Origin of the sequence: Paludibacterium sp. B53371 (assembly GCF_018802765.1) — a bacterium.
Lineage (GTDB): Bacteria > Pseudomonadota > Gammaproteobacteria > Burkholderiales > Chromobacteriaceae > Paludibacterium.
Window position 1 is genome coordinate 895141 of the sequence record NZ_CP069163.1, and the last position, 22911, is coordinate 918051.

Consider the following 22911-nt stretch of genomic DNA (forward strand, 5'->3'; position numbering starts at 1 on the left):
CCTCTCTGGCGGGTGGGGCAGGTCAGTGGACAGGGGGCCTATTTTGCCAACAACTGCCCACTTGTCATAGCGCGATGTTCAGACGCCGGTCTCGTATTCCAGAAAGCCCGAGCAGCCACCGGTGACCGCATCGTAGAGTTGGCGTGCGGTGTGGTTATCTTCGGCGGTCAGCCAGTACAGACGCGTGGCACCTGCGGCGCGCGCCTGCTGGCGGGCGGCTTCGATCAGGGCTCGCCCGACCCCCTTGCCGCGAGCCTGTTCACTGGTAAACAGGTCCTGCAGGTAGCAGGTCGGGCCGATATCGGTGGTGCTGCGGTGGTAGAGAATGTGGGCCAGACCCAGCAGTTGACCGTTCTGCTCGGCCACCAGGGCCTGCATCGGTTCGGTCGGGTCGAAAAAGCGTTGCCAGGTGGTCTGGGTGACGCTGTCCGGCAGCGCCGTCGGGCCGCTGCGGCCATAGAAGGCGTTGTAGCCATCCCAGAGGGGCTTCCAGGCCGGATAGTCTTCCTGTTGCAGCAGGCGGGTGAGCAGGGGCGCAGTCATCTGTGGTCCTTTTCGTGATGAGTCATTCAACAGTGTCTCTATGGTACTGCCTTCGTCCATGCCGCGGGCAGTCCATAAAAAAGCATCGCCCCGAGGGGCGATGCGCTGGGTACTGCTTGCCTGAAAGCGATTACTGCTTCTGGCTGGCGATCCAGTCCTGGATCTTGGTCTGCATGACGGACATCGGCAGCGAGCCGGTGCTCAGCACCTGATCGTGGAAGGCACGGATGTCGAACTTGTCGCCCAGTGCGGCCTTGCTGTCGGCACGCAGCTTGGTGAAGGTCAACTGGCCCACCTTGTACGACAGCGCCTGACCCGGGATGGCCAGATAGCGGCGAACTTCGGAGTGAATGTCGCCGGCGCCCAGCGCCGAGTTATTGTGCATGTACTGTTCAGCCTGCTTGATGCTCCAGCCCTTTGAATGCAGGCCGGTGTCCACCACCAGACGCATGGCGCGCAGCATCTCTTCGTTCAGCTTGCCGAAGTACTGCAGCGGGTCTTTTTCCATGCCCATTTCGCGGCCGATACTTTCGCAGTACACCGCCCAGCCTTCTTCAAAGGCGTTGTAGCTGGCGAACTTGCGGTATTCCGGCTCGTTCTGCTGTTCCTGCTTCAGGGAAATCTGGAAGTGGTGTCCCGGTGCTGCTTCGTGGATGGCCAGGGTTTCCATGCTCCACTTCGGCAATTGCTGACCCGGCTTGGTGTTGACATAGAAGATGCCCGGACGGCTGCCATCCGGTGTACCCGGATTGTAATAGGCGACACCGGCGGTATCTTCGGTTTCCTTCGGTACCGGGCGAACTTCGTACGGCGCCTTCGGCATCAGGTTGAAGAACAGCGGCAGACGCGGATAGATCTTGTCGCGGAAGGCCTTGTAATCGGCCAGTTCCTGGTTCGGATCGGTCCAGAAGAATTTCGGGTCAGTCTGCAGGTATTTCCAGAAGGACTTGAGGTCGCCCTTGTAGCCGGACTCCGCCTTCATCTGGTTCATTTCACGCAGGATGCGGGCGACTTCTTTCTTGCCCATTTCATGGATCTGCGCCACCGGCAGGTTGGTGGTGGTGTTCAGGTCAGACTTGTACTGGTACCAGGCCTTGCCGTTCGGCAGGCTGGTGTAGCCCAGCGTCTTGGTGCCCTTGTAGTCGTGTTGCAGGAAGTCGGCCATCTGGGTATAGGCCGGGTTCACGACATGTTCGATCTTGTCGCGATAGGCGGCGGTCAGGCGCTCGCGGTCTGCCGGCGAGATATCCTTCGGCATGTTGGCAATCGGCTTCCAGAAGCTGCTGTCTTCCACTTTGACGGTGACGTAACCGCGCAGCTGCTTTTGCAGGATGTCTGCCAGGGGGATCGGCAGTGCCACGCCCTTGACCATCCCTTCACGCATGCGGGCGACGGCCGCATGGCTCCAGGCGGCAAAGCCGTCCATCTTCTTCAGGAAGTCTTCGTAATCCTTGACCGTGGCAAATTGTACCGAACCTTCGCCAGTACCCTGGTCGGCAAAGGTCGATGCCTTGCTGTCGAAGTGGTTCAGCGGCAGATACCAGAACGGGAAATCAAAGCCGCGCAATGCCATTTCACGGTCATAGCGGAACATGTCATAGGTGATGCGGTCGTCGGCCGACAGACTGGCGCGGTCGATCTGCTGCACCTTGTTCAGATAGCTTTGTTCCAGGTTCTTGGCTCGCGCGATCCAGGCGTCAGACAAGTAGTCACCAAACTGATCGTTATAGGTGTAAACCCCCATGTCCGGGGCGCTCAGCGGGTTGAGCGCCACGCTGGCATGGTAATACTCGTCAACCAGGCTGCGCAGTTGCTGGCCTGTCGGGTTGATGGCCTGGCTCGCCTGGGTGGCTGGCGCCACGTCAGCGGCCTGGGCGGTGGCAGCCATACCGGTGGAGAGGAAAGCGGAGAATACCAACAATGTTGCAATACGGAGCTTCATGATGCGCCTTGTGCGTTGTGTGGGTCTTCAAATATTACTAAGTTAATAATTGCTAACATTTGATGGCGCGCAACACCACTGGCATGACGACCACCGTCAGCCAATGATTTGAGTCAAATGGCATGAACGACAGGCAAAAAAAACGACCCCGCAGGGTCGTTTTTTGCGTGGCCGGTTGGCTTAAACGCGCTTTTTGAACACGCCGCCATCGCGGGTGTCGATTTCGATCTTGTCGCCGATTTCGACGAAGGCCGGAACCGGGATTTCGAAGGTGGTGCCCTTCAGGCGGGCCGGCTTCATGACCTTGCCCGAGGTGTCGCCGCGGACGGCCGGTTCGGTGTATTCCACTTCGCGCACGATGGTGGTCGGCAGTTCAACCGAGATGGCCTTGCCTTCGTAGAAGGTCACGTCGCAGACGTCTTCCATGCCGTCAACCACGAAGTTCAGCACGTCGCCCAGGTTGTCGGCTTCGACTTCGTACTGGTTGAACTCTTCGTCCATGAAGACGTACATCGGGTCAGCGAAGTACGAGTAGGTGCAGGCCTTGCGGTCAAGCACGACCACGTCGAACTTGTCGTCGGCGCGGTAAACGGCTTCCGAAGCGGTGCCGGTCAGCAGGTTCTTCATCTTCATTTTGACAACAGCGGCGTTACGGCCGGACTTGTTGTACTCGGCCTTCTGCACGACCATCGGGTCGTTGCCAAGCTTGAAGACGTTACCTGCGCGGAGTTCCTGAGCGGTTTTCATTGCTAAACAGTCCTGTTGGGGAATCGATTCCGACAAAACCCGGTATTGTATTGATTTCCAATGCAAAGCGCCAGACAGGCCTTGAAAGGCTGTTGGTTTTCCGGTACGCGGGCGTCGTGTGAGGGCTGACGGGATGGCGGGGCTGCAAAGCATGGCCACTTGTATGAGCCACTAGCCTATGCTGCCTGCTTTGGGGAAAAAAGGGAAGATTGCTTTATATAAAGACAAATAGTTTTTGTATGAAGATGTCGTTAAAGCGACAATTTTGTTGCAGTTACTTTGCAAAAAAGTATTTCTCCATTATCTTTCGCCGCGCCGCAGACTCCCTTGTCTGCGAGAGAGTAACAAGCAAGAACACACGGTGAAAACAATGAAAACGCTCAAGATCGCCCTGGCTCTGGCCATGGCAGGTGGCATGGCCGCCGCTCACGCTGACTACACCTTTGGTGATGTCAGCATCAACCAGTTGAACTGGTCCGAATCGACCCTGGACAAAACTCAGGCCGCACCGTTCGGTGCCAAGCGCAACTTCCAGTACCTGGAAGTTGAAGGCGGCGCTGGCCGTTCCTGGGGGGATGTCTATGGCTTCTTCGACCTGGAAAACTGGAACCGTCACGACCCGCAAATGAAGTCTGGCGACCAGCGCTACACCTTCAAGGTGATTGGCCGTTTCAACCTGACGGAAGTAGCCGGTCTGCCGATCAAGCTGTACACCCACGTGTACGATACCCGTGACAGCGATACCGATCCGGCTTCCCGTGGTGGCAACCAGTTCTTCGACCAGAACCGTGTGCTGGGTCTGAGTACCGATCTGAACTTCGGTAAGCTGTGGGTTCATCCGTTTTTCGGTCGTCATCAGGAGCTGAAGGCAGGCGTTGGCGCCCACATGAACGGCTACATGGCCGGTTACGTGGCAGGTTATGACTTCGACCTGTTTGGTCAGTCGTTCGCCCTGACCCAGTGGCATGAAACCGAATTCGCCCGCTCCGACTACTTCACCACGCTGGCTCAGCCGGGTTCGACCCCCTCCAAGCGTACCGGCCAGAACGGTGCCGTCTCGCTGTGGTGGAATGCTACCAAGCACCTGACCGCCGGCCTGCAATACCGCTACGCCGTCAACAAGCTGGGTACCGCTGGCAACGAATACGCCTGGATCTACACCGCCAAGTACAACTTCTGATCCGGAAGTTGCACCGAGCTGTCAAAAAGCCGCCTTCGGGCGGCTTTTTTTTGGTACTTCGCGGATCTGAGGGGGCGACACAAATCGCTCAAACGGGGTCCGGTCTTTCATTTTGCATCCTGACGCAAAATGAAAGACCGGACCCCGTTCTGGCTTGTGTCTCTGTCGGCATTGAGTGACGGTGTGCCTTTTATCTTGATGATCTGTCTTTTTCGGCGATCAACAGGCTTTTGTTGGCAATTGTTCTGCATCTTCTGTTTTTCTGCGTGTTGACATTCTCTGTCACCTTATTCATTTATTGCAAATGAGAATCATTTTCATTAAGATGCGAGTCTTTCCACTTGCCCTTGTTCCTCGTTGACGGGAAAAGCACTGCGATATGGTGTGTCAGCAAGCTGATCGCCATGCTCCCGGCAGGTGGAAAGTACGACGGGCGTGATGGCTGTCCGGTCTGTCCTTTGGGGTGCATAGGGATGCGGCCTGGTGGGCCTCGGCGCCATTTTTTTGTCCATCGCTCATGAATCGTTTTCCAGGCCTGTTCCGGGCTTGTGTGATCTTTTGCAAGGAGAAGTTATGTCGCTGCGGATGACGCCAATTGCCATTGCTCTGGCAGTTGCCACGTTCCCAACTGTGTTGTTGGCGGAAGAAAGTACGCAGGTGGGGGGCGCTTCGGATGCAACCGAACTTCCTGCCGTTGTCGTGAAGGCTAAAAAGCCGTCGGTGGCTGCCGTCTATGCGGCAGGGCAGGTGTCGAAAAACGCCAGCGTAGGGGTGTTGGGCAATCAGGCGATCCTGGATACGCCGTTCAGCATGACCAGTTACACCGCACAGCTGATTGAGGATCAGCAGGCCAGGACCCTGGCGGATGTCATGCAGAATGATGCTTCGGTCCGTTTTACCACCTCCAGCGGTCATGCCTACGAGAACTACCGCATCCGCGGTTTCGATGTCAGCGCCAATGACCTGGCTGTGAATGGCATGTATGGTCTGGCGCCATATGGGCATACGCCGGTTGAGTTTATCGAACAGGTTGAAGTGCTGAAGGGGCCGAGTGCGCTGTTTAGCGGCATGGCGCCCAGCGGCGGAGTCGGCGGGGTCATCAATCTTGTTCCAAAGCGTGCGGCCGACACGCCGCTGACGCGACTCTCTGTGGGTGTTCAGTCAGATTCCCAGCTGGAGGAAACGCTGGATGTCGGTCGTCGCTATGGCGAGAACAATGAATGGGGCGTGCGCGTCAATGCCGCGCTCAGTGACGGCGATACCACGCTCAGTGGTCAGTCCAAGCGGCGCGATTTCCTCTCGGCCGCGCTGGATTACCGTGGACAGCAGCTCAAAGCCAGCCTGGACGTGTATTACAGCAAGGAGTCGTTCAGCGGCGGTACGCCAGCCATGTACTGGTTTGCCACGAGCGACATTCCACCGGCTCTGGATGCCAGTACCAATCTCTTCCCCAATGCCAGAGGAACACTGGAAAGCAAGGCGGCCATCCTGCGTGGCGAATATGCGCTGAATGATGTCGTGTCGCTGTTTGCCGGTCTGGGCAGTATGCGTCACGACTACAGCGGCTTCATCAATGGCACCCATGCCCGCAGCATCCAGGCTAATGGTGATTTTACCGGCCGCATGGTGGCGCAACGTGGCTATGACGAGAATGTCTCGGCAGAGGCCGGTATCCGCAGCCGTTTCAATACCGGCAGCATCGGTCATGTGCTGGTGGTACATGCCAGCGAACTGCAGCAGGAAAGCGGTTCTGCGGTCAATATGAGCAGCTTCTCGTCCAATCTTTATCATCCGGTGACGGCCGCGATGCCTGACATCCCGTCTACCGCGCCGAAAACCGGCGATGTCACGCTGTCCAGTCTCGCTCTGATGGATACCCTTTCCCTGCTCGATGACAGGGTCAAGCTCACCATGGGGCTGCGCAATCAGCGGGTGAAGACCACTTCTTACAATGGCAGCGGCGCAACCACGGCCAGCTATGACAAGTCCGTGGTGTCTCCGGCAGTTGGCTTGGTGGTTAAACCATGGGGGCCGACGGTTTCGCTGTACGCCAATTATGTGGAAGGTCTGTCCAAGGGCGATACCGTGACGGATACCTCCGCGACCAACTACAACCAGGTGTTCTCACCCTACAAGACCGAACAGAAGGAAATGGGGGTGAAGTGGGATGCCGGCCGCTTCAGTCACACTGCCAGCCTGTTTGAAATCACCAAGCCCACGCTGGTGGCCATGGGCAGTATGACCAACCCCACCTATGTCGATGGCGGCGAGAAACGGGTGCGCGGGCTGGAATGGAGTACCAGTGGCGAGCTGACCCGTGCGATGCGTTTGCTGGGGGGGGCGACTTACAGCCAGGGTGTGCAGACCAAGACGGCTTATGGCCAGAACAACGGCAAGCAGGCGGTGGGTGTGCCGCGCTGGCAGGGCAATATGGGGCTGGAATGGGATACTCCCTGGGTGCCGGGGCTGACGCTGAGCAGCCGTGTGATTGCCACCAGCAGCGTGTATCTGGACGCGGCCAATACCCAGCAGATTTCCGGTTGGAGTCAGCTGGATCTGGGGGCGCGCTATACGACTCGCGTTGGCGGCAAGAAAACCGTGTTCCGTTTTGGCGTGGACAATGTGTTCAACCGTCATTACTACTCGGGCAGCTTCAGCGACAGTACGCCGATTGCCACCCTGGGTCAGGCACGCACCTATACCGTGTCGGCCACCACGGACTTCTGACGGATGGAAAAGCTCCGACAGTATTTGGGCCGGAGTCTGGGCGGGCTGATGGCCTTCGGGCTGTCAGCCGCCTGCCTCGCCGCCGGCTGGCAGTCAGTGTCGGCCCAGGCCGGGCAGCAGATCGACCTGCTGTCGCGCAGTAACGGAGAGCGCTATCGCATCATGGTGTTCCGGCCAGAGACGCCGGTGCCGCAGGACGGCTATCCGGTGCTGTATGTGCTGGATGGCAATGCCGCTTTTCCTGTTGCGGCCTTCATCGCCCGAGGCATTGCACGGCGCCGTCGTGAAACCGGTCTGGTGGCACCGCTGGTGGTCGCGGTGGCGTACCCGCAGCAAGAGGATTTCGCTTATGACGCCCGGGCAAGAGATTACACGCCGCTCCTGCCTGGCGGGCCAGTCGTCGCCGGGTATGGTGGCGCAGAGCGTTTCTTCCGCTTTTTGCAAACAGAACTCAAGCCGCTGATTCAGTCGCGTTTCCCGGTTGATCTCCGGCGACAGGGTATTTTCGGCCATTCCTTTGGCGGCTTGTTTGTCAGTTATGTCTGCCTGAAATATCCGCAAAGCTTTTCCACCTGCCTCGCCTCCAGTCCTTCCCTGTGGTGGGAAAACCAAATGGTGCTCAATCTGGTGCCGACGACCATGCCCGCGTCCGGTCTGCCGGCATTTCAGCTGACGGTTGGTGCGCTAGAAGATGACCTCCCTGCAGAAAACCTGTCTGCGCAGCGGCGCACGACCTTGCTGTCTCGGCCGATGATTGCGCCTGCCCGGAGGCTGGCTGAGGCCCTGCAGGCATTGCCCGGACAGGCTGACCGTGTTCGCTTCCAGGTTCTGGAGGGGGAGGATCACGGGTTTTCCTGGATGCCAGCGCTGGTTCGCGGCATGGCATTTTTTGTTCAACAGCCCTGATATGACATGTCTTATGCCGGACGTATCCATGATGAATCTCTTGTGTGGCGTGCTCGCCATCGTACTGGGCAGTGTCAGTCTGTTTCTCGCCTCACCCAATCAGAACTGGCTGCCCCGTCCTTTACCCCGCGGGCGAACACGCTTGGTGGCGCTTGCCCTGCTGCTGGCGGGTCTGCTGCTGCTGTGTCGCGTATTTCTGTTGCTGAGCAGTATCTTTGTTTTCAGTTGCCTGCTCATGGTGGTCTTGCTGCTCTGCCCTTATCTGGGCGCGCTGCTCATCAGCGGGAGGGCCAGTCGATGAGCCCGTCTCCCATTCGCAGATCCTGGCTGGGCAAGACGCTGACAGGGCAGGTGCTGGGCTTGGCGCTGGGTTTTGCCTGCGGAGGTCTGTTGCTGCAGCGCCTGGGCGAAGTGCCTCTTCCGGTGCGTTCCCAGCTGGCTATGTGGCTGGTGGCGCCGGTCTGGCTTGGTGTCGCCGGCACGGTCTATCTGTTTCGTCATGTTTGGTCGGCCTTGCTCTGTCTGGGAGGGGTGAATGCACTGGCCTGGCTCTGGCTGGGCTGGCTGAGCCGGGGAGGGCTGTCATGAAAGTTCCGTCCGACATCATCCGGATCTACAAATCCCTGCATACCTGGGTTGGTCTCATTGCCGGTCTGGGGCTGTTCATCGCGTTTTATGCCGGTGGCTTTGCCGTATTCAAGGAGCCCATCCGTGCATGGCTGCAGCCGACAGTGCCGCTGCGCATGGTCTCGCTGGCCGATGCGGGCCGACTGGTAGAGGCTGTCCTGGCCAGCAAGCCGTCCGTGGCGGCCGGTTTTACCGTGCATGTCACGGAGCAGGGGGGGATTCCGGCTCGCTTGAGCTGGCAGGCGCAGACTGGCGAAGAAGCGCACGGGGCAGGACGCTTGTTGGTTGCCGGCCTGGCCGAAGAGGGAGGGGTGCAAATCCAGCCATTGCATGGGGCCAGCTTGCCAGATTTTATCGATACGCTGCACCGGGTGATCGGCCTGCCTGTCGATCATGATTACGCACGCTGGGTGATGGGGGTCGTTGCGGTCCTGTATGCACTGGCGCTGATTTCTGGCGTGGTGGTGCTGCTGCCTTCGCTGGTCAAGGATTTCTTCCGACTGCGAACCGGCAAAAACCTCAAGCGCATGTGGCTTGATGCACACAATATTGTCGGCATCATCAGCTTGCCCTTTCACCTGGTCATGGCCATTACCGCCGTGGTGTTTGCTTATCATGACCTGTTCTACCTGGTGCAAGACCAGTTATCCGGCAAGCCGCCGCGCCCGGTGCAAAGTGCTCCGCATCACGCACCGCCAGGGCCTCTGGCCGCAACCCTGCTCACGCCGCAGCAGTTGCTTGAACGGGCCAGGCAACTGGCCCCCGACATGCAGGTGGATGCCTTGCAATATCAGGATATCGGTGGGGCGCGCCCGCTGGTGAGAGTGTGGGGGCATGACAGCCGGGCGGTCATGCCACGCCCACAAGGCGGCTTCCTGGTGCTGCAGCCTTACACCGGCCACCTCGAGAGCAAGGAGATGGTGCCCGGCGCTCAATCGCTATCCAATACCTTGATCAGCAGTTTCTTTGCGTTGCACATGGCCTTGTTTGGCGGAGCGCTCCTGCAGTGGCTGTATTTCCTGCTGGCCATGGCGGGTGCGTGGCTGTTTTTCAGTGGCAATCTGCTATGGATAGAGTCGCGCAGGGTCAAAGTCGCGCACGGCGAGAGCAGTGTCCCTGCGCAGCGGCGAGAGGTGCGCAGCATGGCCGCACTCTCGGTCGGCATCAGCCTGGGATGTATGAGCGGCATTTCCCTGGCGATGGCAGCCAGCAAGTTGCTGAACTATTTTGCTCCCGGGGTGGAGTGGCACCTGCCGCTTTACTATGGGGTGTTTCTGCTGTCGATTGCCTGGGCGCTGCTGCGTGGCGCAGCCAGGGCATCCCGTGATTTGCTGCGTTTTTGTGCACTTGCCACGCTGGCCATCCCCATTTCGTCGCTTTGGGTTGCGGCACAGAGAGGGTATGTCGCAGGTTGGGCCGTCGATGTGACGGCATTGCTGGCCAGCGGGGTGCTGGCATGGCTGGCGGGCTGGGTCGGCCGCCGTCTGTCGGCAAGTGCCGCGGACTCGGTATGGCACATTGCTGGCCGGTGAGGCGGCACGGCTGCCGGGGCAGTGTGAGGGTTCGTGCTGATTGCCCCGGTCATTCAAGAAGCCCTTGCCTCCTCGGGCAAGGGTCAATCTGCCTGGTTGTCACCGGGCGGTGTGTCGTCGCGCCGCGCCTGGATGAAATGCATCAGGCGGCTGGCAAGGTCGCCGCCTTCCAGCAGGGTGCGCGGCCACTCGGCGGCATGGATTTCCAGTGCCAGCCGGCGGGCAATGAATTGCTTCCAGGCCGGTACGATGGCCTGGCTGTGGTTCCAGGCATGGTTGAGTGCCAGCATGGCTTGCTGCACTTCCGGGTCTGCGCCTTGCAGGTAGCGGGTACAGAAGGCATCCAGCTTGACCCAGTGCGCGGCATCTTCCTGCGGGTAGATGTGCCAGACCATCGGCTTGCCGGCCAACTGAGCGCGCACGAATGAGTCTTCGCCCCGCACGAAATTGACATCGCAGCTCCACAGCAGGCGGTCGTAGCTTTCCTGATCGCTGAAGGGCAGAACGTGCAGTGACAGCGCACCCCGTTGCAGGTGATCGCCGGCGACCAGCGGCTGGTGGGCAAATCCGGCGATGACGTCGCCCAGAATTCGTCCCTCGGGTACCAGGCAAACGATCTTTTGCGGTCCGGCGGCCCAGTGCTGCATCAATTCGCCAATCGCGGCGTTTTCATAGGCAAACAGACTGACATACAGCGCCTCCGGGTCGTGCGCTGGCAAGCCCAGGCTTTGCAGTAGCAGGCTTTTCCGCTCGGGCTGCTGTTGCCACTGGCGGGCGGCCTCGACCAGGCCTTGTTCGGCGATGATGCCCCCGCTGCGCGCGGTAAAGCCCGGGAAGAAAAAATGCCGGGTAATGCTGAAGCTGGGATGGGGAGAGAGCATGCCATGGCAGCAGTCGATCCAGTCTTCTGCCGTCAGGTATTCCAGGTTGATCCACAGCGGCGGACGACGGCAACGTGCCATGGCGGCCAGAAAGTCTTCCGGCAGGCTGCAGCCAAAGGCATCCAGCACCACCTCGCCGGGCAGGGCGTCGGCCGGCAGTTGCGGTGTCCAGTGCAGCACCTCGATGCCGCGGTAGTCCTGGCGTGCCAGGTTGGCGCTGATGCCGGGACAGAGGCGGGCAAAGCTGTGCAGGTCATCGACCCACAGGCGCACGCGCTGGCCATGCTCGCGCTGGAGCTGGCTGGCAAGGCGCCAGGTGACGCCAATGTCACCATAGTTGTCGATCACATTGCAGAAAATGTCCCAGGACAGGGGCGGCGTGTGTTGCGTCATGCAGAAATATCCGGTGCTCATCAGCCTCTAGCATAACATCATGCGGCCGGGCCGGGCCGGACATCCGGGGTGCCGGAGCAGACCGACACCCCGAACGATCAGACGTGCAGCAGCAGGAAGCGGCGTTCCCAGGGGCTGATGACTTCGAAATACTCGCGGTACTCCAGCTCCTTGATGGCGGCATAGGCGCGGATGAAGCGTTCGCCGAATACTTCGATCAGCGGTTCGCAGCCATTGAGCATGTCGATGGCGTCATCCAGGTGGCGCGGCAACTGGTGTGGTTGCTCATAGGCACTGCCGGCCAGGGGCTCGGTCGGCTTCAGCCCTTCTTTCATGCCCAGATAGCCGCAGGCCAGGCTGGCGGCAATCGCCAGGTAGGGGTTGACGTCGACCCCGGGCAGGCGGTTCTCGACGCGACGGGCGGCCGGGCTGGAGTGCGGAACGCGCAGGCCGCAGGTGCGGTTGTCGTAGCCCCAGGAGAGGTTGATCGGTGCCGAGGTGTAACGCGACAGACGACGATACGAGTTCACATACGGCGCAAAAAAGGGCATGGCCGGCGGCAGATACTTTTGCAGGCCGCCGATAAACTGGAAGAAACGATCTGACGGGCTGCCATCGGCATTGGAGAAGACGTTCTTGCCGGTTTGACGGTCGACCAGGCTCTGGTGGATGTGCATGGCGCTGCCGGGTTGCCCCTGCATCGGCTTGGCCATGAAGGTGGCGTACATATTGTTGCGATAGGCCACTTCGCGCACGGTGCGTTTGAACAGGAACACCTGATCGGCCAGATCCAGCGCATTGCCGTGATCCAGATTGATCTCCATCTGTGCCGGACCCATTTCATGGATCAGCGTGTCGATCTGCAGGTTCTGCTTTTCGCACCAGTCGTACAGCATGTCGAAGATTTCGTCGTATTCGGAAATGGCATCGATGCTGAAACTCTGGCGACCGGCTTCGGTGCGGCGGGTACGGCCGACCGGGGGGGACAGCGGGATGTCTTCGTCCGGCTGGATCTCCACCAGGTAAAACTCCATTTCCGGCGCCACCACCGGCGTCATGCCTTCGGCTTCGTACAGCGCCAGGATCTGCTTGAGCACATTGCGCGGTGACAGCTCGGCCGGCTTGCCGTCGAAGCCGACACAGTCATGGATGATCTGGGCCGTCGGATCCGCCGCCCAGGGAACCAGTCGCAGGGTGTTGGCATCCGGGATCAGGCGCAGGTCCGGGTCGGCCTCCGGGGTCAGGCTGGCGTCAGGATAGTCGCCGGTGACGCTCAGTTCGAACACTGCCTCGGGCAGGCGCAGCCCTTCTCCGGGATCGTATTTGTGGCGCGGTACGACTTTGCCGCGCGCCAATCCGGTCATGTCCGGAATCAGGCATTCGATCTCGGTGATTCGGTGCTGATCAAGCCAGCTGGTAATACTGTCGGCAGGGTTCATAAATCCTCTTGCGGTGGGAAGAAGGAAGGGCGTTAAAAATATTTAACGCTCATTCATCCTAGGTGGCCTTGCCGGGCGGCAGCAATCTTTTTGTCATGAAAGTCTGATGCTGTTGTCGTTAACCAACAAATCCGCCCGCCGCGTCCAGCGCTGAACTGTCCTCGGAAAGGTCGTTTCGCGGTACTATTCTTTAATTGTTATCAGAATCTTCGCTCTGGAATCTGCATGTCTGACCAATCTCACTCCGAGCCGCGTCGTCCCCAGCCGCGGCGTTTCTGGCGTTATGCGCTGGCCGCCGTGCTCTTGCTCTGGGCCCTGTCCTGGGGTTTCCTTGCTTATATTGCCCCCGGGCTGGTACACGATGCGGCGGTACGCTGGGCGCAGGGTATCGGCCGGCAATTGACGCTGGAGGAGGTGGCGATTCACCCATGGCGCATGAGCCTGGAACTCAAGGGGGTCCGGCTGCGTGACCGCGACGGCAGCCCCTTGTTTGCGGCCGAGCGCATCCAGCTGGATGCCATGCCGCGGGCCTTGCTGATCGGCCATTGGCATGCCGAGATGCTGGCGCTGTCCCGCCCGGAAGTGGATCTGGTGCGTGCTGCCGATGGCAGCTGGAACTGGGCCCGGCTGGTGCGCGATGCCAGCGGCCCGGGGCCGTCTTCCGGCAGTGCGTCCAAGGTCTTTATCGACTGGCTGACCTTCAGTCAGGGCCGGCTGGTGCTGCGCGATCTGCAGGGCAGTCCGGATCAGACCTATGACCTGCAGCGCATTAACCTCAATTTGCATGACCTCAGTACCCTGGCCGGTGAGGGGGGCTATACCCTGTCGGCTACCCTGGGCGAGCATACCCGCCTGAAGTGGCGCGGCCTGCTGGGGCTGGAGCCCTTGTCCTCGTCCGGCCGCATCACCATCAGCCAGCTGCCGGTGGCCGATGTCTGGGACTATCTGGCGCCTTATCTGCATCTGGCGCCGCCGCGCGGCAATCTGTCGCTGGATCTGAATTATGTGTTTGACCTGAAGTCGGCCAGGCCGCGCCTGACCCTCAGCACGCTGTTTGCCCGCATTGACGGACTGGGACTGCGCTCGCCGGATGGCCAGAGTCAGCTGGCGCTCGGCCAGTTGGCGCTGGAGGACGGCCTGCTCGACCTGCAGAAACATTCGTTATTTTTTAAACGCATCCATCTGTCGAATGGGCAGGTGACCGCCGTGCGTAATCAGGCCGGTCAGCTCGACTGGCTGGCCGCCATGCCCGCGCAGGCTGCTGCGGCCGACAAGCCGGCTGCTGGTCCGGCGTGGCATATCCAGGTCAATGATCTGCGGCTGGACAACTGGCAATGGCAACTCAGGGATCAGAGCCGCGTCAGTCCGGTCGAGCTGAAGGGTCATTTGCCCTTTCTCTCGCTCGGGGTGCGGCTGGGTGATCCGGCTGGTCTGGCGCTCTCGCGCATCACCGCCAATCTGAAGGACCTGTCGCTGGCTCAGCCGGGGCAGCCCCCGATGTTGACCATGGCGCATCTCGGTCTGGGCGAAGCGTCGATGAGTGGCCGGCAGATCCATGGCGGGGTGCTGACGCTGCAGCAGCCTGTGCTGCAAATCGAACGCGCGGCGGATGGGTCGCTCAATCTGGATGCCTTGCGCGCCGGTTCGGGCGGTCGCCCGGTGGTGGCGGCCGTGCAGAAGGCTGAAGACCGTGGCTGGCAATTTACCCTGCCTCGTCTGGCCATGGCCGATGGCCGTCTGGTCTGGCGTGATCGCACGCTGGCCCAGCCTGCCGAAGTGACCCTGGCGCCCCTGGCCGGCAGCCTGAGTCCCCATCCTTCGGACGGGGCATTCGACGTGAGCCTCAATGCCCATGCCGGCCGCGGTCAGCTCGATTTTGCCGGTCAGTTCGATCCGGCGGCCGCGCAGCTGCAGGGGCAACTGACCGCGCAAGCCCTGCCGCTGACGCCGCTGTCGCCGTATTTGCTGGCCAAAACCCCGCTGGCCATGCCGCAGGGAAACCTGTCGGCCAAGCTGGATCTGCGCTATGGCGCCACGGGCTGGCAGCTGGCCGGCAGTGCGGGTCTGAGCAGCCTGCTGATTCGTGAGGCCGGCGAGCAGAACCCCTTGCTGGCCTGGCGGGCTCTGAATCTGTCGGGGCTGAAGTTGTCCGGCAGTCCGCTGGCGGTGTCGGTGCGTGATGTGCAGCTGGATCGGCCGGTGGTACGGCTGGTGCTGGATCAGAACCGGGTCAGCAATCTGCGCCGGCTGTTTGCCGCAACGTCTCCGACACCGGCGAAACCGGCCACGGGCAAGGCCGCGCCGCTGATCTTTGACGTGCGCATGATCCGGGTGCGCAACGGCAATGTCGATTTTGCCGATCAGGGCATGAAGCCGGCCTTTGCCACCCGCGTCAATCAGCTGGGGGGCACCATCAGCGGCCTGTCTTCCCGCCCCGGCAAGCGTGGTGCCATCGCGCTGAATGGTCTGGTCGACCAAAACGGTGACGTGCGCGTACGGGGTGCCCTGGCACCGCTGTCGTTTACCGACAGCGCGGATATCCAGCTGATGTTCCGCAATATTCCGCTCACCAGCCTGAACACCTATTCGGAGAATATCGCCGGCTGGCAGATCGATGATGGTCGCCTGTCGGTGGAGCTGCAGTATTTGCTGTCGCAGCGCAAGCTCAAGGGCGATAACCGCATTGTGGTGGATTCGATCAAGCTCGGACCGCAGGTCGAGCGTCCCGGCATCAGCCGTTTGCCGCTCAGTCTGGCGGTGTTGCTGCTGCAGGACAGTCATGGCCGGATCGATTTGCATCTGCCGGTCAGCGGCGATCTGGACGATCCGCAGTTCAGCTATGGCGGTCTGGTATGGCAAGCCTTCGTCAATGTGGTGCAGAAAGTGGCCACCGCTCCCTTCCGTGCCCTGGGGGCGATGCTGGGCATGGATGGCTTTGACGATGTGCGTTTTGTCGCGGGCGAAGCGGCCGTGACCTCACCCGAACGGCAGAAACTGGGCGAGCTGGCCAAGATGATGTCGCAGCGCCCCCAGATGCGTCTGAGTATCGCCGGGACCTGGGATCCGCAGGCAGACCGTCGCCAGTTGGCCCGTGCCCGGGTGGACCGGGCCATCCTGCAGGCGGCCGGTGTGGTGCTGCTGCCGGATGAGCCGCTGCCGGCCGTCGATGTGCAGGATGTGGAAATACAACAGGCGATCAAGACCATGTTCGCCGATCGCGTCGGCCGCCTGAAACTGGTGGCACGCATGGTTTCCGGCGGCAGCGGGCCTGCCTTCTACACGGCCTTGCGGCAGGAGGCCATCCAGAACGAGGCGGTGGCCGATGCGGACTTGCTGGCACTGGCCAATGCCCGTGCCAGGGGCGCACAGCAATACCTGGCGCAGACCTGGCCAGAGTTGAAGGCGCGCATCTCGCTGGCCGCGGCCAAAACCGCCCAGGCCAGTGCCGACGGGGTGCCGCTGGCGATTGATCTGACAAGGCCATGAGAAAACTTTCGTGTTCGCCATCAATGCGCTAGAATGCGGCATGTAGTGCAGACAGATATCAGCAAACACAAGATATAGTGCAAGGGCCGGTGCAAACGTTTTCCTCCCGGAAACGCTTTGCCCGGCCCTTGCGGATGTGATGAGAGGACCAAGCCGTGAAACAGGAAAACGTAGCTGCCATGACCGAGCAGGATATTTCCCGCGAAGTGTTGCTGGAGAAATATGCCAAGAACGGTGAGAGCGATGTGTCCGAAGTGCGTCGTCGTGTGGCACGCGCACTGGCGGCGCTGGAGCAGGATCCGGCGCGCTTCGAGGAAGAGTTTTACATCGCGCTGGAAGGCGGCTTCATTCCCGGCGGTCGCATCAACTCCGCAGCCGGCACCGATTTGCGTGCCACCCTGATCAACTGCTTCGTCCAGCCGGTCGGCGACTCGGTCAGCGAGGCCATCGACGGCAAGGTCGGCATCTATTCCGCGCTGCTGCAGGCCGCGGAAACCATGCGCCGCGGTGGTGGCGTCGGTTACAACTTCAGCCGCATCCGTCCCAAGGGTGCGCGCGTCAAGGGTACCAACAGTCGCGCCTCCGGCCCGGTCTCCTACATGCGTGTGTTCGACCGCAGCTGCGAGACCGTCGAGTCCGCCGGCGCGCGTCGTGGTGCCCAGATGGGCGTGCTGGATTGCAGCCATCCGGATATCGAGGAGTTCATTCACGCCAAGGACCACGGCGATCTGAAGAACTTCAACATCTCGGTCGGCGTTTCCGATGATTTCATGCAGGCAGTGGATCAGGATCTCACCTGGCAGCTGGTGCATGCCGTCGAACCTTCCTCCAAGGCTTTCCCGGACAGCTTCCGCCGTGACGACGGTCTGTGGGTCTATCGTGAAGTGCGTGCACGTGATCTGTGGCAGCAGATCATGGTCTCGACCTATGACCATGCCGAACCCGGCGTGCTGTTCATGTCGAAGATCAATCGCGACAACAACCTGAGCTACTGCGAAGTCATCGAGTCGACCAACCCCTGCGGCGAGCAGCCGCTGCCGGATTATGGCTGCTGCGATCTGGGCTCGATCAACCTGACCCGCTTCGTGCGCGATCCGTTCGGCGAGGCACCCTCGTTTGACGAGGCCACCTTTGAAAGCGTGGTGCGCAGTTCGATCCGCATGCTGGACAATGTGCTGGATCTGACCGTCTGGCCGTTGCCGGAACAGGAGCGCGAAGCACAGAACAAGCGCCGTGTCGGCCTTGGCTTCACCGGCCTGGGCGATACGCTGATCATGCTGAAGATTGCCTATAACAGCGAAGCCGGCCGTCGCTTTGCGGCCCGTGTCTCCGAAGTGATGCGCAATGCCGCCTACGATGCCTCGGTCGATCTGGCCATCCAGAAGGGGGCTTTCCCGCTGTTCGATGCCGACCAATACCTGGCCGAACCGCATTGCGCCAGCCGCCTGCCGGACGCCATCAAGGATCGCATCCGTCAGCACGGCATCCGCAACTCGCACCTGCTGTCGATCGCGCCGACCGGCACCATCTCGCTGGCCTTTGCCGACAATGCCTCCAATGGTATCGAGCCGCCGTTCTCCTGGTTCTATACCCGCAAGAAGCGCATGGCCGACGGCACCACGCAGGAATATCTGGTGGAAGACCACGCCTATCGTGTCTATCGCATGCTGGGCGGCGACGTGAAGAACCTGCCGGACTACTTTGTCTCGGCGCTGGACATGAGCGCTCTGGACCACATGCAGATGGTCGCTGCCGTGGCACCGTTCATCGATACCGCCATCTCCAAGACCGTCAACGTCCCGGCCGATTACCCGTTTGGCGATTTCGAGTCGCTGTACATGCAGGCCTGGCGTGCCGGCCTGAAGGGGATTACCACTTACCGGCCGAACAATGTGCTCGGGTCCGTGCTGTCGGTTGAGCCGGCCAAGGAAACCCCGCAGGATCTGTCTGCCAGCCAGGAGGGGGATCCGGATCGTCGCATCACCCTGAACAGTGCGCCGAGTCCGGCTCTGGCGAGCCTGAAGTGGCCGCATCGTCCCAAGCTCAAGCAGGGCAATCCGTCCTGGACCTATATGGTCGAGCATGACAGCGGTGACTTTGCCGTCTTCATCGGACACGTCGAAAACGGTCACAAGCAGCCGTTCGAGTGCTGGGTGAACGGCAACGAGCAGCCGCGCGGTCTGGGCGCTGTCGCCAAGACCCTGTCGATGGACATGCGCTGCCGTGACGTCGAGTGGCTGAGCATGAAGCTGGAGTCGCTGGCGCAGACCTTCGGCGACAAGCGCTATACCGTCGAGCTGGGCGACAAGCTGCTGCATGCCAGCAGTGCGGCTGCCGCGCTGGGGCATATCGTGCGTTTCCGCGTTGAGGAGCTGGGCGCGCTGGCGGCGCAGGAAGGGGAACCGACGCCGGTGATCGACGCCATGTTCGCCCGCAAGGAGCCGAAGTCCGGCACCGATGGCACCATGAGCTGGTCGGTGGACATTGCCAATCCGCAGACCGGTGATGACTTCGTGCTGTTCCTCAAGGAACTGGTGCTGCCGACGGGCCAGCGTCGTCCGTTCTCCATGTGGATGGCCGGCAGCTATCCGCGTGAGCTGGATGGCCTGTGCAAGATGCTGTCCATGGACATGCGTGTCATCGATCCGGCCTGGATCGGCATGAAGCTGCGCAAGCTGCTGAGCTATGCCGAGCCGCAGGGCGATTTCTTCGCCCGTACGCCGGACAGCGAGAAGTCGCAGAGCTGGCCGTCGACCGTCGCCTATATGGCGCGTCTGGTGATCCATCGTTACGCCATGCTCGGCATCCTGACCGAAGAGGGCTTCCCGGTGGAGAACATGGGCGTGATGGTGCCGGAGCAGGGCGATCTGTTCGAAGACGGCAATGTTGAGCAGATGAAGCCGGTTGCGGGCAAGCCGTGCCCTGAGTGCGGCAATCACGCGCTGATCAAGCGCGACGGCTGCGAGTTCTGCACGGCCTGCGGCCACGTGGGCGCCTGCGGCTGATCCTGTCTCGCGGTTCCCGGCCCGTCGTCCTTGCGGACGGCGGGCTTTTTATCGTCAACAAGGAGAAAACAACATGATGCGTGTGAAGGACAATCCGGCTGATATCGGCCGCTGCGGCTGTGGCCGGCGTGAATACTGTGATGGCAGTCATGCCCTGACCGAAGAAGCCTGGCAGGCCTTGCAGGCCAGGGAGCGTGCCGCACAGCAGGGGGGCGAGCCCGCCGTGGATGAGGCAGATCTGTTCGACTGATCCGCTTTCTCTGGGGTCGGTCGCCAAACCCTGTCGCTAGACGGTAATGATTCTGACGTGATGAAGCGCTGTTGGCCGCTCTGCAAGTTTCCCCGGCTTGTTTAGATTGGCCGGGCTGATGGCAGCATTCAACGACTGGACAGGAGACGTATCATGTCAGAACGCAGCAAACGCAGTAACGTGCATGACGAAACGTATGCACCGGGCAATGTCGACGCGAGCCGTGTCGATCAGGTTCTGGTCAACCGGCCCCATCTGCAGATTGATCTGGGCGAGGCCGGACGGGCCCAGACGGTGGAAATCCCCGCCAGTCTGACCGAACATGCGCAGGGCTATTATGGCGAAGGTTCAGGGCGCTTCTTCTCCATTCTGGAAAATCGCGTGCCGCCCACGGTGGTGACGCATTTTCAGCAGGGGGAAGACAAGCTGGTGATTCATGGTCTGCAGCGGGCGCCGATTTATGCCGAGGATGAGGAAACCGGCGCCGTACTGGTGACCGGTTACCACAGCGGTTATTTTCTCTCGCGCGATGCACAGCGGATTTTTGAAGGTGTGCAGCGCGATGGTGACTACGTCATCCAGATGCGTTCCAATCCCTCGATGATCGATACCGCAGATTGCGCCGACGACGACAGTCGCCGCTGCGATGTCGTGGATTTTGCCATCCTGCGCGGGGTGTCGCCTTCGGTCACGCTGGAGCAGATCGTTCAGGTGGATCAGGGGTATCTCTACGGCTGATGCGCTCGCATCAAAAAAGCAGGCAACCGAACGGTTGCCTGTTTTTTTATGTGGCAGAACTCATTGTTTGCCAGGGGGGCGGTGCAGGGTGACCGGCGCCGTGGTGGCGTCCTCCTGCGGGCTGCCGCAACTGTTGCAGCTGCTGCAGCCACCGGCGCAGTCACCGGTTCTGGCGCTCTTGTGCAGCTTGCGCACGGTATACACCACGCTGGCGACCACCAGCAGGCCGATGATGACGTATTGCATCCACAGTCCGTGACTCATAGCAGGGCCCTCGCTATCTGGTAAGTGGCCAGCGCCAGCACATAGGCCACGACAAACATATAGCTGAATGACAGGATGACCTTGCGCCAGGAGCCGGTCTCGCGGCGGATGACCGCCAGGGTGGACATGCATTGCGGGGCAAAGGCGAACCACACCATCAGCGCCAGCGCGCTGGCCAGCGAGAAGTGGCTGGCCAGGACGTGACCGAGCGAGCTGACATCCGCATCACTGCCGACGGCATAGACGGTGGCCAGGGTGGCCACGGCGGTTTCCCGGGCGGCAAAGGCCGGAATCAGCGACAGGGTGATCTGCCAGTTGAAGCCCAGCGGCTCGAACACATGCTGCAGTGCGCGGCCCAGATAGCCGGCGAAGCTGTAGTCGATGGCCGGACCGACGGCGCCGGCAGGCGGCGAAGGGAAGGTGGAAATGAACCACATCACCACGGTCAGCGCCAGAATCACCCCGGTCAGACGACGCAGGAAAATGCTGCCACGCTCCCAGAGTCCGATGGCCACGTCGCGCGCCTGCGGCAGGCGATAGGCCGGCAGCTCCATCAGCAGTGCGTGTTCGCTCTGGTCGCGGCCCAGCTTCTTGCAGATCCAGCCCACGACCATGGCACCCACGATGCCCAGCATGTAGAGCGCAAACAGGACCAGCCCCTGCAGATTGAACAGCCCCCAGACCTTGATGGTCGGGATGAAGGCACCAATCAGCAGCGCGTAGACCGGCAGGCGCGCCGAGCAGGTCATCAGCGGGGCGACCAGAATGGTGGTCCAGCGGTCGCGCGCATCGGTAATGCTGCGCGTGCCGATGATGCCGGGAATCGCGCAGGCAAAGCTCGACAGCAGGGGGATGAACGAGCGGCCGGTCAGACCGACGGAAACCATCAGGCGGTCCAGCAGGAAGGCTGCCCGCGGCAGGTAGCCCGACTCTTCCAGTACCAGGATGAAGAAGAACAGCACCAGGATTTCCGGCAGGAAGCCGAGTACCGTGCCCAGACCCGCCAGGACGCCATCGCAGATCAGGCCCCGCAGCGGACCATCCGGCAGGCTGGCGCCGACCAGTTGGCTCAATCCGTCAAAGCCATCGCCAATGGCATCGGTCAGCGGCTTGCCCAGCGAATACACCGCCTGGAAAACCAGGAACATTACCGCCGCCAGGATGATCGGTCCGATGACCGGGTGCAGGGTCCAGCGGTCAATGGTATCGACCATTCTGTCCGAGGCATGCGGCATGGTGACGGTGGTGCGCAGCAGGTCGCGTACGGCTTCGTGCACATCCTGCCCGTCGCCGGCACGGGCTTCGGCGTCATGGGCCGGGATGCCCTGATCGACCAGCGCGATCAGGTCACGAGCCCCGCCACGGCGCACAGCAACGGTCTGCACCACCGGCATGCCCAGGCGGTGCGACAGCGCTTCAACATCAATGTGGATGCCACGACGGCGCGCGGCATCCATCATGTTCAGCGCCAGCACCATCGGCCGGCCCAGGCGCTGGACCTCCAGCACGAAACGCAGGTGCAGGCGCAGGTTGGTGGCATCGGCGACACAGACGATCATGTCCGGAATGGCTTCTCCCGGGTATTGCCCCATCAGCACGTCGCGCGTGATGCGCTCATCCGGACTGGCGGATTCGAAACTGTAGGCGCCGGGCAAATCCAGCAGGCGGATCTTGCGACCGGAGGGCGCGGTAAAGCGGCCTTCCTTGCGCTCGACCGTGACACCGGCGTAGTTGGCCACCTTCTGACGGGCACCGGTCAGTTGATTGAACAAGGCGGTCTTGCCGCAGTTGGGGTTGCCCACCAGGGCAATACGCAGTGCTGCCTCAGTCATGGGCGGTCTCCCGGTTGATGACCACGCGGCGAGCCTCGGCCTGGCGCAGGGCAAAGCGCGTCGAGCCGATCTGGATCAGCAGCGGATCGCCGCCCCAGGGGGCTCGGGCCACCACGCGCACCGGTTCACCCGGTACGAAACCGAGGTCGCGCAGGCGCTGGGAAATGGTGTCGGGTGAATGAACATCGTCGACATGGTCGACGATGGCCTGGGCGTGGGTGGGGAGGTCGGTAAGCGTCATGGCGCGGTCTTAAATAATAATCGTTCTCATTATCTTCCAGCCAAGACCCGATTGGCAATACTTGCTGTGGGGGAATTGCCGCTTGCTTGATGTCGGTCAAGCCGCAGGGTACCGGGTGTTGCGGGTTCGCACCCGTGCGGGAATGGTCAGCAAAGATCGCGCCCGCCGCAGCGGGCGC

Annotated in this window: 18 protein-coding genes; 10 read left to right on the plus strand and 8 right to left on the minus strand. The window is 61.2% G+C overall.

Translation table 11 applies throughout. The features are described 5' to 3' along the window. Positions 1-78: 78 nt before the first annotated feature. The 3 genes from JNO51_RS04275 to efp all read right to left on the minus strand — a co-directional run bounded on the left by JNO51_RS04275 (position 79) and on the right by efp (position 3232). Positions 79-543, minus strand: coding sequence for a GNAT family N-acetyltransferase (locus tag JNO51_RS04275; RefSeq protein ID WP_215781769.1), 465 nt, complete (start codon positions 541-543; stop codon positions 79-81). Positions 544-673: 130 nt separating this feature from the next. Further along, positions 674-2485, minus strand: a complete 1812-nt coding sequence (locus JNO51_RS04280) for a DUF885 family protein (protein WP_215781771.1) — start codon at positions 2483-2485, stop codon at positions 674-676. Between the two features lie 180 nt (positions 2486-2665). Continuing rightward, positions 2666-3232 carry an elongation factor P gene (gene efp / locus JNO51_RS04285; protein ID WP_215781773.1) on the minus strand — a complete coding sequence of 189 codons (567 nt, stop codon included), beginning with the start codon at positions 3230-3232 and terminating at the stop codon, positions 2666-2668. Between the two features lie 370 nt (positions 3233-3602). On the opposite strand from efp, the gene JNO51_RS04290 reads away from it, so the two are divergent. The 6 genes from JNO51_RS04290 (at position 3603) to JNO51_RS04315 (ending at position 10204) form a co-directional block, all read left to right on the plus strand. After that, complete coding sequence (locus JNO51_RS04290; RefSeq protein WP_215781775.1) at positions 3603-4412, plus strand: outer membrane protein OmpK; 810 nt, start codon at positions 3603-3605, stop codon at positions 4410-4412. A 720-nt stretch (positions 4413-5132) separates the two neighbouring features. Further along, positions 5133-7139 (plus strand): TonB-dependent siderophore receptor, encoded by a 2007-nt coding sequence (locus tag JNO51_RS04295; RefSeq protein ID WP_215781777.1) that lies wholly within the window; start codon positions 5133-5135, stop codon positions 7137-7139. A gap of 3 nt (positions 7140-7142) precedes the next feature. Continuing rightward, positions 7143-8045, plus strand: coding sequence for an alpha/beta hydrolase (locus JNO51_RS04300; RefSeq protein ID WP_215781778.1), 903 nt, complete (start codon positions 7143-7145; stop codon positions 8043-8045). 28 nt (positions 8046-8073) lie between these two features. Continuing rightward, positions 8074-8346 carry a hypothetical protein gene (locus JNO51_RS04305; RefSeq protein ID WP_215781779.1) on the plus strand — a complete coding sequence of 91 codons (273 nt, stop codon included), beginning with the start codon at positions 8074-8076 and terminating at the stop codon, positions 8344-8346. Next, positions 8343-8633, plus strand: a complete 291-nt coding sequence (locus JNO51_RS04310) for a hypothetical protein (RefSeq protein WP_215781780.1) — start codon at positions 8343-8345, stop codon at positions 8631-8633. Before JNO51_RS04305 ends, JNO51_RS04310 begins: the two co-directional genes overlap by 4 nt. Then, positions 8630-10204, plus strand: a complete 1575-nt coding sequence (locus tag JNO51_RS04315; protein ID WP_215781781.1) for a PepSY domain-containing protein — start codon at positions 8630-8632, stop codon at positions 10202-10204. The genes JNO51_RS04310 and JNO51_RS04315 overlap by 4 nt, the downstream gene beginning before the upstream one ends. An 83-nt stretch (positions 10205-10287) precedes the next feature. Here the strand turns inward: JNO51_RS04315 and earP are convergent, their stop codons facing one another. Both earP and JNO51_RS04325 read right to left on the minus strand, forming a co-directional pair. Further along, positions 10288-11478 carry an elongation factor P maturation arginine rhamnosyltransferase EarP gene (gene earP, locus JNO51_RS04320; RefSeq protein ID WP_215781782.1) on the minus strand — a complete coding sequence of 397 codons (1191 nt, stop codon included), beginning with the start codon at positions 11476-11478 and terminating at the stop codon, positions 10288-10290. 98 nt (positions 11479-11576) lie between these two features. Further along, positions 11577-12917 (minus strand): glutamine synthetase family protein, encoded by a 1341-nt coding sequence (locus JNO51_RS04325; RefSeq protein ID WP_215781783.1) that lies wholly within the window; start codon positions 12915-12917, stop codon positions 11577-11579. A gap of 225 nt (positions 12918-13142) precedes the next feature. Between JNO51_RS04325 and JNO51_RS04330 the strand changes: the two genes are divergently transcribed. From JNO51_RS04330 to JNO51_RS04345, 4 genes are all read left to right on the plus strand, one after another. Continuing rightward, a complete protein-coding gene (locus JNO51_RS04330) occupies positions 13143-16403 on the plus strand; it encodes a DUF748 domain-containing protein (protein ID WP_215781784.1) in 3261 nt (1086 codons plus the stop codon). A gap of 155 nt (positions 16404-16558) precedes the next feature. Next, positions 16559-19408, plus strand: coding sequence for an adenosylcobalamin-dependent ribonucleoside-diphosphate reductase (locus tag JNO51_RS04335; protein WP_215781786.1), 2850 nt, complete (start codon positions 16559-16561; stop codon positions 19406-19408). 73 nt (positions 19409-19481) lie between these two features. Beyond that, on the plus strand, positions 19482-19658 hold the full coding sequence (locus JNO51_RS04340; RefSeq protein ID WP_215781788.1) for a hypothetical protein: 177 nt from the start codon (positions 19482-19484) through the stop codon (positions 19656-19658). Between the two features lie 153 nt (positions 19659-19811). Then, positions 19812-20396, plus strand: a complete 585-nt coding sequence (locus JNO51_RS04345) for a hypothetical protein (protein WP_215781791.1) — start codon at positions 19812-19814, stop codon at positions 20394-20396. A gap of 60 nt (positions 20397-20456) precedes the next feature. Here JNO51_RS04345 and JNO51_RS04350 read toward each other — a convergent pair whose 3' ends face one another. From JNO51_RS04350 to JNO51_RS04360, 3 genes are read right to left on the minus strand one after another with little or no spacing between them, the layout of a single operon-like run. Then, entirely contained in the window at positions 20457-20660 is a 204-nt protein-coding gene (locus JNO51_RS04350) for a FeoB-associated Cys-rich membrane protein (protein WP_215781793.1), read from the minus strand. After that, the gene (locus JNO51_RS04355) at positions 20657-22492 is read right to left on the minus strand and encodes a ferrous iron transporter B (protein WP_215781796.1); all 1836 of its coding nucleotides are present in this window, start codon (positions 22490-22492) and stop codon (positions 20657-20659) included. The genes JNO51_RS04350 and JNO51_RS04355 overlap by 4 nt, the downstream gene beginning before the upstream one ends. Continuing rightward, positions 22485-22733, minus strand: a complete 249-nt coding sequence (locus tag JNO51_RS04360; protein ID WP_215781798.1) for a FeoA family protein — start codon at positions 22731-22733, stop codon at positions 22485-22487. Before JNO51_RS04360 ends, JNO51_RS04355 begins: the two co-directional genes overlap by 8 nt. Positions 22734-22911: the final 178 nt, after the last annotated feature.